Source organism: Halorubrum halodurans, assembly GCF_002252985.1.
In the GTDB taxonomy this organism is placed as follows: domain Archaea; phylum Halobacteriota; class Halobacteria; order Halobacteriales; family Haloferacaceae; genus Halorubrum; species Halorubrum halodurans.
Genome location: NZ_NHPJ01000099.1, coordinates 18501 through 31411 on the forward strand (window position 1 = coordinate 18501; position 12911 = coordinate 31411).

Genomic DNA, 12911 nt, shown 5'->3' on the forward strand with positions numbered 1-12911 from the left:
GCGACGGTGCGCACGTTCGACCAGTTTTTGACGCCGGGAGCACGGATCGACCGCGGAGATATACACATTTGTGTATATCTGCTGGTTTCAGGTAGCAATCCTTATGTTCGACACCGGGAGTATCCACGAGTAACCAATGGGGATCGCAGACACCCTGACGGCGCGGTTCGACGTCGAACAGCACGGGTCGGACTTCCGGACCGAGTTGGTGGCGGGGCTCACGACGTTCCTCGCGATGTCGTACATCATCGTGGTGAACCCGTTCATCCTCGCCGAGGCGATCCGGATTCCGGGCTACGAGTTCTTCGAGGTGGTCCAGATGATCGCGATCGCGACGATCCTCTCCTCGGCGCTCGCGACGCTCGTGATGTCGCTGTACGCCAACCGCCCGTTCGGGCTCGCGCCGGGGCTCGGGCTCAACGCGTTCTTCGCGTTCACCGTCGTGTTAGGGCTCGGGATCCCGTGGGAGACGGCGCTGGCGGCCGTCTTCGTCGAGGGGATCCTCTTCATGGCGCTGACCGCGATCGGCGCACGCGAGTACGTCATCCGGCTGTTTCCCGAACCGGTGAAACGCTCCGTCGGTGCCGGCATCGGGCTGTTCCTGCTTTTCATCGGCTTTCAGGAGCTTCAGATCGTCGTCCCCGACGACGCGACGCTCGTCACGCTCGGCGGGGTCTTCGGGAACCCGTGGGCGATCCTCGGGCTGGCCGGACTCGTCCTGACGTTCGTGTTGTGGGCGCGGAACGTCACCGGAGCCATCGTGATCGGGATCGTGACGACGTCGCTCGCCGGCTGGGGGCTCACGCTCGCCGGCCTCTTCGAGCGCGGGGTCGTCACCCCGGAGTCGCTGCCGTCCGCCCAGTACGACATCACGCCGCTCGCCGGCGCGTTCGTCGACGGGCTCGCCGACGTCGAGCCGCTCACGTTCGCCCTGGTCGTGTTCACCTTCTTCTTCGTCGACTTCTTCGACACCGCCGGGACGCTCATCGGCGTCTCGCAGTTCGGCGACTTCCTCGACGAGGACGGCGACCTGCCGGAGATGGACAAGCCGCTGATGGCCGACGCGGTCGGCACCACCGCCGGCGCGATGCTCGGCACCTCCACCGTGACGACGTTCATCGAGTCGTCGACCGGCGTCGAGGAGGGCGGCCGCACCGGACTCACCGCCCTCGTCGTCGCGCTCCTGTTCCTCGCGTCGCTCGCCGTGATCCCGCTGGTGGCCGCCATCCCCGCGTACGCGTCCTTCATCGCGCTGATCGTCGTCGGCGTGATGATGCTCCAGGGGCTCGTCGAGGTCGACTGGGACGACCCCGCGTGGGCCGTCTCGGCCGGACTCACCGTCACGGTCATGCCGTTTGCCTACTCCATCGCCGACGGACTCGCCGCCGGCATCATCGCGTACCCGCTCATCAAGGTCGCCGTCGGCGAGCTCGACGACGTCCGGCTCGGCCAGTACGTCATCGCGGCGCTGCTCGTCGTCTACTACGTGCTCCAGACCCGCGGCGTGATCCTCTAGACGGGGACCGCCGCTTCCTCGGCCGCGGTCCGTTCCCCTTCAGTCGCCCACGCCGGGCGTGCGCGCCGCGTACACCGTCCGCGGAGGTTCTTTACCTCCCGAGCGTGTAGCCTCGGGCGATGGCGGACCTGAAACTCTACGAACTGGAGGGCTGCCCGTACTGTGCGAAGGTCAAGGAGACGCTCGCCGAGCTCGACCTCGAGTACGAGTCGATCATGGTCCCGCGCCCGCACGGCGAGCGGACCGAGGTGGAGGAGGTGAGCGGCCAGACCGGCGTCCCTGTCCTCGTCGACGAGGCGAACGGGATCGACGCGATGCCCGAGAGCGACGACATCGTCGAGTACCTCGAGGAGACGTACGGCGGCGCGAGCTAGACGCGGCGACCGGGCGTTTCGAAGGCCAACGTTGATACGTCCCGAGTCGAATCCACGGGCATGAACCTCCCTCGCGCGCCGAAACAGCGGTGGGCGAGGGCGACGCTCGGACTCTCGCTGTTGTTCGCGGTCGGGGCGTTCGTCTACCTCGTGCTCGACGGCGCGCCGTTTCAGGGCACCGTGCTCGCCGCCCTCATCCTCGGTGCCGGCTACTGGGAGTACAGGAAGAAGCTCCAGGAGAAGCGCGTGGCGAGACAGTACGAGGCGAAAGCCGAGGAGCAGCGCCGGGAGAACGAGCGCTGACCCGCGCGCCGTCCTCGCATCGCTCGACCCCGACCGCCGTCCACGGAAGTCACGGGTTTCATGTGTGAGAGCGGAGATCACACGTCCATGAGCGACGAACGCGAGGACGTGTTGGACGCAATGGATTGGTTGCTCGACAGCCTCGAGGCCGACGACGCGGTGTCGTACGCCGAGGTCGGCGGCGTCTATCAGGAGAAGACGGACCTCGTCGTCACGGGCGACGGCCCGCGGAGCACGACGGAGTTCACGGAGACCGGCGTGTGGCTCCGGGTCTTCGCCGACGGCGCGGCCGACTACCGCTACACGAACGCGATCGACGAGGAGGGCCTGCGCGACGTGGCCGACCGTGCGATCCGGAGCGGCGAGGTGCTCGCGCAGGACGAACCGGGTCGGTTCGACGCCTACACGACCCACCGAGGGACCCACGGCGGCTGGGCCGAGGAGCCGATCCACGCGGTCGACGGCGACGAGAAGTCCGCGACGGTCGAGGACGCGCTCGCGTCCGCGGACGACCTCGACCTCGACCGCGTGTGGGCGAACTACATGGACGCCCACATCGAGGAGGCCGTCGGGACGACCACCGGGAGCGTCGTCCGGACGACGCTCGACCGCGCGCGACTGAACTTCAGCCTCACGCTCGCCGACGGGCCCCAGGTGAGCCGACACGCGGGGTCGACGGAGGGCGCGGCCTTCCTCGAGGAGATCCCCGAGATCGTCGCGGCCGCCGCGGCGGACGCGCGATCGCTCTCGGCCGCCGAGGTCGCCGACGCGCCGGCCGACGAGGTCACGCTCGCGTTGAGCCCGGAGGCCGCCGGCCAGCTGTTCCACTTCGTCTCACACTACCTCGAGGCCGACGCCGACTACATGGGGTTGAGTCCCTACGAGGTCGGCGACCGGATCGGCCCGGCGGACCTCGAGATCGAGGACACGGTCCACGCCGGCTCCTGGGCTGCTCGCGCCTACGACGCCGAGGCCAAGCCGACGAGCCCCACGCGGCTGGTCTCGAACGGGCGGATCGAGCGACTGCTCCACAACACCACCACCGCGGCCGAGGAGGACACCTACCCGGCCGGCAACAGCGTCCCGAGCCTCGGCTTCACCGAGCCGCCGCGGATCCACGCCCGCCACCTGGAGGTCGACGCCGGCGACGCGGACGCCGCGGCGCTCCGTGAGGACGCCGACGTGTACGTCGAGCGGTTCAAGCGGCCGTGGCTCTACGACGAGTTCGAACGCGTCCAGCGGTCGGGCGTCTTCCCGGCGAGCGCCCTCTACGCGAAGGACATCGACGCCATGACCGAGGAGCGACCGGACTGCGGCTCCGCCGAGCTCCCGATCGCGGAGGGGTACCGGCTCGAGGACGGCGCGCGCGCCGGCCGCGTCGACGACCTCGCCGTGGAGTACACGCCGGACGTGCTCCGGAACGCCTCGCGGGTCGGGAACGTCCGCGGCACCGTGACCGGCGTCTGTGAGAAACACAAGTCCCAGCTGCCGTTCGCGGTGACGGCACCCGGACTCCGGCTGGAAGCGCCGGTGAAAGAAGAGAACTAGTCGTCCGCGGGCGTCGACTCGGCTCCCTCGCCCGTCTCCGCCGCGCTCGGGCTTCCGCCCATCTCCTCGTAGGGGTCGTACCCCTCGGCGCTCTCGTAGAGGTGACAGGCGACGTCCTGCTCGAACTCCGTCTTCTGCTCCAACGGCGGCACCACCTGGTCACAGACGTCGCCGATGTACTCCGAACACCGGTTCTTGAACCGACAGCCCGAGGGGATGTCGATGACGTCGCCGACCTCGCCCTGAAGCTCGACGCGCTCGCGACCCACCGCCGGGTCGGGAACGGGAACGGCGTTGATGAGCGACTGGGTGTACGGGTGCTGGGGGTTCTCGATGATCTGGTCGGTCGGCCCCTTCTCGACGATCTTGCCCATGTACATGATCGCCAGCCGGTCACACATGTGCCGGAGCAGCGAGAGGTCGTGGCTGATGTAGACGACCGAGAGGCCGAACTCCTCCGTCATCCGGTCGAGGAGCGAGAGCACCCCGGCACGGAGGCTCACGTCGAGCATGGACACCGGCTCGTCCGCGACGATGAAGTCCGGGTCGAGCACGAGCGCCCGCGCGATCGCGACCCGCTGTCGCTGGCCGCCGGAGAGCTCGTGGGGGTACTGGTCGAAGTAGTGTTCGGCCGGGAGCAGCTCCGCGAACTCGAGGGCGCGCTGGACCCGCGCCGTCTCGTTGGGGATGTCGTGGATGCGCAGCGGCTCGGCGACGGTGTCGTACACCGTCATCCGCGGGTTGAGGCTCTCGAAGGGGTCCTGGAAGATCATCTGGGCGTTCTGCCGGAACTGCTTGATCTCCGCGTCGCTCGCCTCCGAGAGGCGCTTGTCGTCGTAGATGATGTCGCCGGCGGTCGGCTCGTGGAGCTTCACCAGCGACATCCCGGTCGTCGTCTTCCCGCAGCCGGACTCGCCGGCGAGCCCGAGCGTCTCCCCCTCCCTGAGTTCGAAGGAGACGCCGTCGACCGCGTGGACGTAGTCGGGCTCGCCGCTGCCGAACGACTCCATCAGGCTGGCGATCCATCCCTGGTTGACCTTGAAGTGCTTCTTCAGGTCGTCGACCTCGAGGAGGACGTTGTTCGCGCTCATTCCTCGACACCCCCGTCGGTGGCCGCGGCGGTCTGTCTCCACGTCTCCGACTCGTCGGCGTACGGCCGGAGCTCGGTGTCGATCTCGTCCGCGTAGTGACAGTAGGAGCGGAGCCCGTTCTCGTAGTGGGCCTCCGGCTCCTCCTCACGGCACCTGTCGGTCGCCATCGGACACCGCTCGGCGAACCGGCAGCCCTGCGGCGGGTCGACGAGTTCGGGCGGGTAGCCGGCGATGGAGAGCAGGTCCTGGTCGCTCTCGCGGATGTTCGGGAACGCGCGTTTCAGCCCGATCGTGTACGGGTGATACGGCTGGTTGAAGATCTCCTCGACGGGACCCTCCTCCGCGATCTTCCCGGCGTACATCACGATGACGCGGTCGCAGGTCTCGGCCACGACGCTCACGTCGTGGGTGATCACGAGCATCGAGGAGTTGATCTCCTCCTGGATCGACCCGATCCGCTTGAGGATCTGGTCCTGCATGATCACGTCGAGCGCCGTGGTCGGCTCGTCAGCCAGCATCAGCGACGGCTCGAGCGCGAGCGCCATCGCGATCATGGCGCGCTGGCGCATCCCGCCGGAGAACTGGTGCGGGTAGTCGTCGGCACGCTCCGGGTCGAGCCCGACGAGCTCGAACATCTCGGTGACGATCTCGTCGGACTCGACGCGGCCGGTCCCCGGACGGTGGGTCTCGATGGCCTCCACGATCTGTTCGCGGATGGTGTACACCGGGTCAAGCGAGTTCATCGCCGACTGGGCGATCATGGAGATCTCCTCCCACTTGAGCCGGCGGCGCTCCGGTTCGGACAGCTCCGTCAGGTCGTCGCCCTGGAAGTTGATGCTTCCGTTGTTGATGTAGCCGGCGTCGGGGAGGATCCCGATGATCGCCTTCGCGAGCGTGGTCTTTCCACAGCCCGACTCGCCGACGATGCCGAGGTTCTCTCCCTGTTCGAGTTCGAAGGAGACGCCGTCGACCGCCTGTGCCGGCCCTTCTTCGGTTTCGTAGTAGACTTCGAGGTCTTCGACTTCCAGTTGACTCATTGTAGTTTGGGGTTAGTGATCTCTTCGTAGCCGCGGCCGATGAGGAAACCGCTGATGACGAGCAGGCCGATACAGATCCCCGGCGGCACGAACCACCACCACGCGCCGAACGAGAGCGCGGAGTACGCGCGGGAGGCCTGGAGCATCGTTCCCCACGACACCGTGTTCGGGTCGCCGAGGCCGATGAACGAGATCCCCGCCTCCGCGAGGATGGCCCACGCGATCCCGAAGGAACCGTAGAGGAACGTCATCGGGAGGACGTTCGGCGCGAGGTGTCGACTGATGATGTGCCAGTCGCCCGCCCCGGCGACCTCGGCGGCCTTCACGAACGGGCGTTCACGGAGCGACAGCGACTGCGAGCGGATGACACGGGCGGTCGAGCGCCACTGGAGGACGATCAGCGCGAGGATGATGTTCCAGAGGTCCGGGCCCAACACGGCGACCAGGACGATGACCGTCGGCAGGAGCGGCATCCCGTAGAGGAAGTCGACGATCCGCATCAGCGCGTCGTCGACCTTCCCGCCGTAGTAGCCGGCGACGAGGCCGACGAGGGTCCCGATCCCCGCGGTGAAGATCGCGGCGACGAGACCGACCAGCAGCGCGGCGCGCGTGCCGTAGATGAGCTGGCTGAAGATGTCGAACCCCTCCGCGGTCGTCCCGAGGAGGTACTCGGTGTCCGCGCCGAGCAGCGACGGCTCGACCCAGTCCTCGATGATGATCCCCGCCTCGCCCTGGTACTGCCGCTGGAGCGGCTGGTGGGTCGCGATGAACGGGGCGAAGATCGCGATGAGCATGAACCCCGCGACGACGAGCATCGAGAGCTTGACCGACAGCTCGTCGGTCAACAGCCCCCAGTGTTCCTTGAGCGTCTCGCGCCAGAGGCGGAACGTCCGCTGCCACTTGTTTATCTCCTCGTCGGAGCCGGCGTCGTCGATGTCGGTGTATATCGACCGACTTGATTGTTCTTCTTGGGCCATTGGTCTAGTCGTAAGTCACCCGCGGGTCGAGGTAGCCGTACGCGAGGTCGGCGGCGAAGTTCAGGAAGATGATGGTCGACGCGAGCACGATGAACGTGCCCTGCGCGACCGGGAAGTCGCGCCGGAGGACCGCGCGGACCATCTCCCGACCGATGCCGGGCCACGCGAACACCGTCTCGATGAGGACGCTCCCGCCGACGGCGTAACCGAGGGCGATCGCGGCCGCCGTGACGATCGGCAGCAGGGCGTTGCGGGCGGCGTGTTTGAACATGATCGTCCGCTCCTTGAGCCCCTTCGCACGGCAGACGTCGATGAAGTCCTCGGAGAGCACCTCCAGCATGCTCGAGCGCATGATGAGGAGGGGGTATCCCATGTAGTAGAACGCCAGCACCGACGCCGGCGCGATGAGGTGTTTGAGGAAGTCCACGGAGAAGACCATGTCGAGGAAGCCCGTGTTCTGCCCGCCGGTCCCCAGGCTGGTCATCCCGCTCATCGGGATGACGCCGAGCTCGGCGCCGAAGATCCAGAGCACGATGAGCCCGACGTAGAACGTCGGGACGCTCCGGGCGGTCAGCGCGGTGATGACCGTGCTCCGCTCGAACCGGGAGCCGCGGTACCAGCCCGACAACACGCCGAGCGTGATGCCGAGGATGTACGCGACGACGAACGCCGACAGCATCAACACGAGCGTGTTCGGCATGTACGTCGCGATGATGTCGGTGACTGGCTGGTTCGAGTGGAACGACTGCCCGAAGTTCAGCTGGACCAGGTTCTCGAGGAACCGGAAGTACTGAACGTACAGCGGGTCGTTGAGCCCGTAGCTCTCGATGAGCCGTTGGCGGGCCTCCTGTGTCATCTGTGACGATATCACGTACGATGTCGGGTCGCCAGGCATGAGCCTGAACAGCCCGAACAGCACCGTTCCGACCGCCCACAACGTCACGACGAGTTGGAGCGTGCGCCTGACAACGAAGCTAGCTTTTCCCATGTTACTTAGTCACTAATATCTTTGTGGTTCGTTTAAAGATTGCGCCGTGAAGGTCGCGGTGAGCGACCGGTTCGATCTCTGTGGTCTCGGCTCTATTCGCTCGGTGCCTGGATCATGCCGTCGTCGTTCCAGGAGTAGCCGGCCTCCTCGAGGCGGCTCCGCGCGGCGTCCACGCTCTCCTCGTACGTCGTGATGTCCTCGGTGTGGAGCGGACCGAACGCCGGGGAGACGACGTTGAAGCCCGGCTCCGGGAAGCCGAAGAGGATCTGGTCGACGATGGGCGTCCGCGGGATCGTCTCGACGAGCGCCTTCCGCAGCTGCGGGTCGTCGAGACCCTCCTGGCGCGTGTTCGACGTGAAGTGCCAGAACGTCGGGGCGGTGCCGAACTGCGTCCCGATGTTCTCGTTGTCCTGGTTCTGGTCGAGCTGGCGGTCGATCCGGCCGAACGGCTCGTAGTTGAGGTCGCCGCTGATGAGGTTCTCCCACACCGTCGACGCCTCGGGGATGACCCGCCAGAAGCGCCGCTCGAAGCTGACGGGCGCGAAGTGGTCGTCGTTCCGGACCAGGCCGAACTCGCTACCCTGCTCCCAGTAGTCGTACTCCATCGGACCGCTGCCGACCGGCTCCTCGATGTTCGCCTGCGCCGGGTTGCTCCGGTCTGCCCACTTGTGCTCGGGGATGATCGGGATGATGTTGGCGACGGAGAGGTTGAACGGCCCGAGCGGCTGGGACATGTTGATGCGCACCGTCGTCTCGTCGACGGCCTCCGCGCTCTCGAGGTACTGCGCCTGCGTGGAGTACAGCGGCACCTCGTTGTCGTTGATGTAGTTGTACGTGAACGCGACGTCCTGGGCGGTGACGTCCTCGCCGTCGTGCCACGAGTGGTCCGACCGGATGGTGTACTCCATCGTGGTCTCGTCGACCCGGTTCCAGTCGGTGGCGAGGCTGACCTCGGGGTCCATCTCGCCGTCGGGGTTAAGCTGGAGCAGCTTGTCGTACAGCATGTTGAACTGGTAGACGTGCTTGCTCTCGTCGTTGTGCCCGAGCACGTTCATCGTCGAGAGCGTCTCCGGCCAGTACCCCTTCAGGACGGTCTCGCCGCCCTCCATCTCCAGGTTGACCATCGTCCAGTAGGAGTTGAACCCGCTCGCGAGGGTGGGCTCCCAGTTGGAGGTCTGGTTGCTGTTGTAGATGGCCGCCTGAGGCATCTGCGTGATGGGCATCGTCGGCACGTCGTCCATCAGCGTCTGCTGGATCTCGTGACACTGGTCGATCCGGGTGTCGGCGTCCGGCTCGGCCAGGTAGCTGGTCATCAGCTCGTCGAGGTCCTCGTTCTGGTAGCCGGAGTAGTTCCCCTGGCCAGGATCGACGTTGTTGGAGTTGAACAGGTTGTTCAGCTCGGTGACCGGCTCCGAGACGAAGAACGTGTGCCACGTCGCGAAGCTGTAGTCGTACTCCTGGGAGACCCGGCTGAACAGCGTCCCCCACTCGAGCACGTCGACCTCGATGTCGAGGCCGAGCTCGTCGCCGAACTGGCTCGCGATGAGGTTGATCGCGTCGTGCCGCGGCGGGTTGTAGCTCTGCGCGTTGTTGGTGTAGGTGTACGTCGGGAGGTTGCTCCCACCGCCGCTGTCGGACCCGTCGTCACCCGAGCCGTCGTCGCCGCTCGAGCCGTCGCCGCTCGAGCCGTCGTCACCGCTCGAGCCGTCGCCGCTCGAGCCGTCGCCGCCACCGCCGCCACCGGAACAGCCGGCCAGTGCCGTAATTCCGACCGTGCCGCCCGCACCGGTCGCTTTCAGGAAGTCACGCCGTTTCATATCCGCGTCTGACCTAACCATGGATCAACCCACCGTTTCGCAAGGAAGTATATAAATATGTGGTTCATCCACTCCGATGGGTCCCGAGTATCCGATCATGAACGAGAGGCGTGATGATCTGTGCGTATATCCTCCTCGAAAGGGTATTACCATGGATTTTCTTTCCCTAATGGTCGTTACTGATCTATGATCGTGATATCTCGTCCGCGTTCGATCGCGCCGTATCGCGGTGACGATCCACGGACGAACGCGTCACGGTGACGGTCCGCGGACCGTCTCGGCGCGATCTCGATCGGGGCCGCGGTCGCTCCCGACGGCCGCGAGGCGGTCCCCGGTCAGCCCCCGGTCCCGCGTCAGTCCCAGAACGACTGCGTCCGCGCGTACTCGCGCTCCTGGCGCAACACGTCGCGGTAGAACTCGTCCTCGTCCTCGCGCAGCCGGTTGATGATCCTGGCGGCGTTGTGCGGACCGACCCCGCGGGCGGCCATCGCGATCACCGCGCGCTTTCCGTGCGTCTGGACCAGGCTCGCCGCCCGGTGTGCCCGCTCGGTTCGCCGCTCCTGTTCGTCGTCCTTCTCCGTGGCGCGGACGGCCGCGACCGTCTCCTCGTCCCACGGGTTCAGCGACGCGATCCGGGTCGACCCGCACTCGGGACACTCGGGACGGTCGTCGACCCGCCTGACCTTCGTCGTCCGCTCCCAGTCCCGACAGTGGAGACAGAAGAGCCGAACCCGGTCGTTCCGGATGCGTTCGCGGACCGTCTCGATCACGTCGGCGTCGGCGTTCTCGGGCACGAGGAACTCCGTGCCGGCCGACCGGCCGGCCGTGCCGAGCGGCGTGCGCTCGCGGGCCGTCTCGAGCGCGATCGTCCCGGACCGGATCCCCTCGAGGATCCCCGCCGTCTCCGCGACCGCGAGGTCGACGTGGAACACCTCCCGGAGCGCCTCCTCGTAGACGGGGGTTCCCTCGAGCGCCGCGAGCAGCCGGTCGCCGCCGAACTTCCCGCGACCCTCCCGGTAGCGCTTTATCGACCCGAACTTCGCGGCGACCTGCGCCAGGGTGAACTTCAGCGCGTCCGAGTTCTTCACGGCGATCTCGAGGTACGCCTCCAGCCCCTCCGGGTCGGTCGTCTCGAGGACCTCCCGGAACGCGCCGGGACCGACCCCGCCCGGCACCTCGAACTCGACGCGGTAGGGGTCGACGTCCATCCCCACCGACGACCCCGCGCGCTGGCCGACGAGCGCGGCGAGCAGCCGCGCGAGCGTCTCGTTGACCTCGTGGCCGAACGTCGCGTTCACCGCGACGGTCCGCGCGCTTCCCTCGATGGTGACCCGCTCGTCGGTCGGCACCGGATGGCCGGCGTCCACGTGGTCCGCGATCGGGCCGATCGCCTCCCGGACCGTCCGCTCGTCCGCCGGATACCGGTCCGCGAGGTCGCACGCGACCGCCGCGGGCGTCGACCCGGCCGCGAGCGCGCTCGCGACCTCGCCGCGGATCCGGCCGACCTCCTCGGCGACGGGTCTCGGAACCGGGATCTCCTGGCCGACCCACGACGGCACCTCCCCGGCGGGGTCGGCGATCGGGGTGACCTCGACGCGCTCCTCCTCCTCGTCGACCGCCGTGATCCGCCACATCTCGCCGCGCTGGACGAACGTCTCGCCGGGGCCGGCGAAGTTGACGACGAACCGCTCGTCCAGGGTGCCGATCCCCCGCCGCGAGGACATGTCGTACACCTCGTAGGTGGACTCGTCGGGGATCATCGAGAGGTTCGCGTAGAAGTACTGCCAGGTGCCGCCGGACTTCTCGAGGGTGTCCGACTCCTCGTCGAGCCACAGCAGGCGGTTGCCGTCCAGCTCGCGGACGACCTCCTGGAACGCCGGCTCCGAGAGGTCCCGGAAGGGGTACGCGTTCGTGACCGTCTCGTAGGCCTCCCTGGCGTGGACCTCCCCCTCGTCCATCACGACGCCGACGACCTGGTTCGCGACCGTGTCGAGGCTGCCGTGGTGGATGCTCGCGGGCTCGACGAGCCCCTCGCCGGCCCGCCGGGCGATCGCCATCGCCTCCAGCGTGTCGTCGCCGCCCCCCGTCACGACCGTCCCCTCGGAGACCAGATCGCGGCGGTGGCCGGCGCGCCCGACCCGCTGGAGCAGCCGGGCGACCTCGCGGGGGCTCCCGTACTGGACCACGTGGTCAACCCGGCCCACGTCGATGCCCAGCTCCATCGAGGACGTACAGACGAGCCCGTCGACCTCGCCCGCCTTGAAGCGGTCCTCCACGTCGACGCGGACCTCAGTCGAGAGCGATCCGTGGTGGACCTCGATCGTGACCGCCTCGTCCGCGGGGTCGTCCTCGGCGAGCGCCTTGAACCGCGAGCCGAGTGCCTCCGCGGTCTGTCGCGTGTTGACGAAGATCAGCGTCGACTCGTGGTCCGCGACGATCTCGCGGATCGTCCGCACGTGGCTCGCGGTCGTCTCGTCGGTCGCGAGCTCGCCCGCCAGCCGCGAGTCGCGGTCGGTGATCGCGGGGTCGAGCACGCGCACGTCGGTCCGGGTTCCGGCGGCGACCTCGACCGTCTCGAACGCGCGGTCGCCCGTCCGGTCCGGGTCGCGCCGCCCGCAGCCGACGAGGAACCGCCCCACCTCCTCCGGCGACCCCACCGTCGCGCTCAGTCCGATCCGCTGGAACGGGCCCGACACCCGCCGGAGCCGCTCGAGCCCGACCGTGAGCTGGGCGCCGCGTTTCGCCGACGCCAGCTCGTGGACCTCGTCGATCACGACGTGTGTGACGTCCTCGAGGGCGGCCCGCATCTTCGAGCCCGTCAGGATCGCCTGGAGCGTCTCGGGCGTCGTGATCAACACGTCCGGCGGGTCGTCGGCCTGCTTCGACCGCTCGTACCGGGTGGTGTCGCCGTGGCGCACCGCCACCTCGATCCCGAGCCGGTCGCCCCACCACTCCAGCCGGTCCATCATGTCGCGGTTGAGCGCGCGGAGCGGGGTGACGTAGAGCGCGGAGATCCCCTCCCGCGGCGGGTCGCCGGGGGCGTCGCGTGCCGCGTGTATCGCGTCGAGGACGGGCAGCATCGCGGTCTCGGTCTTCCCGGTCCCCGTCGGCGCGAGGACCAGGGCGTTCCTCCCGGCCGCGATCGGCGGGATCGCCTTCCGCTGTGGCTCCGTCGGCGTGGAGAACCCCCGCTCCGAGAGCGCCTCGCGGACCTCGCCGCCGAGGTGAGTGAAGGCGTCCATACCCGACGAGTCCGACAT

10 protein-coding genes are annotated in these 12911 nt (G+C 67.8%); 4 read left to right on the forward strand and 6 right to left on the reverse strand.

From position 1 onward, the window contains the following. The first annotated feature begins 136 nt into the window (after positions 1–136). The 4 genes from DJ70_RS11125 to DJ70_RS11140 all read left to right on the forward strand — a co-directional run bounded on the left by DJ70_RS11125 (position 137) and on the right by DJ70_RS11140 (position 3741). Complete coding sequence (locus DJ70_RS11125; RefSeq protein WP_094533002.1) at positions 137–1516, forward strand: NCS2 family permease; 1380 nt, start codon at positions 137–139, stop codon at positions 1514–1516. A 119-nt stretch (positions 1517–1635) separates the two neighbouring features. Next, positions 1636–1890 (forward strand): glutathione S-transferase N-terminal domain-containing protein, encoded by a 255-nt coding sequence (locus DJ70_RS11130; protein WP_094533004.1) that lies wholly within the window; start codon positions 1636–1638, stop codon positions 1888–1890. A gap of 60 nt (positions 1891–1950) precedes the next feature. Further along, entirely contained in the window at positions 1951–2193 is a 243-nt protein-coding gene (locus DJ70_RS11135; RefSeq protein ID WP_094533006.1) for a hypothetical protein, read from the forward strand. 87 nt (positions 2194–2280) lie between these two features. Beyond that, a complete protein-coding gene (locus DJ70_RS11140; protein ID WP_094533008.1) occupies positions 2281–3741 on the forward strand; it encodes a metallopeptidase TldD-related protein in 1461 nt (486 codons plus the stop codon). Here the strand turns inward: DJ70_RS11140 and DJ70_RS11145 are convergent. The 6 genes from DJ70_RS11145 to DJ70_RS11170 form a co-directional block, all read right to left on the reverse strand. After that, complete coding sequence (locus DJ70_RS11145; protein ID WP_094533010.1) at positions 3738–4832, reverse strand: ABC transporter ATP-binding protein; 1095 nt, start codon at positions 4830–4832, stop codon at positions 3738–3740. The two genes, DJ70_RS11140 and DJ70_RS11145, sit on opposite strands and share 4 nt — an antisense overlap. Beyond that, positions 4829–5869 (reverse strand): ABC transporter ATP-binding protein, encoded by a 1041-nt coding sequence (locus DJ70_RS11150; protein WP_094533012.1) that lies wholly within the window; start codon positions 5867–5869, stop codon positions 4829–4831. The genes DJ70_RS11145 and DJ70_RS11150 overlap by 4 nt, the downstream gene beginning before the upstream one ends. After that, positions 5866–6846: an ABC transporter permease gene (locus DJ70_RS11155; protein WP_094533014.1), complete on the reverse strand. Its 981-nt coding sequence runs from the start codon at positions 6844–6846 to the stop codon at positions 5866–5868. Before DJ70_RS11155 ends, DJ70_RS11150 begins: the two co-directional genes overlap by 4 nt. A gap of 4 nt (positions 6847–6850) precedes the next feature. Beyond that, positions 6851–7834 (reverse strand): ABC transporter permease, encoded by a 984-nt coding sequence (locus DJ70_RS11160; RefSeq protein WP_094533016.1) that lies wholly within the window; start codon positions 7832–7834, stop codon positions 6851–6853. Between the two features lie 92 nt (positions 7835–7926). Next, positions 7927–9672, reverse strand: a complete 1746-nt coding sequence (locus tag DJ70_RS11165; protein WP_245810821.1) for an ABC transporter substrate-binding protein — start codon at positions 9670–9672, stop codon at positions 7927–7929. 332 nt (positions 9673–10004) lie between these two features. Beyond that, on the reverse strand, positions 10005–12911 hold the full coding sequence (locus tag DJ70_RS11170) for a DEAD/DEAH box helicase (protein ID WP_179234041.1): 2907 nt from the start codon (positions 12909–12911) through the stop codon (positions 10005–10007).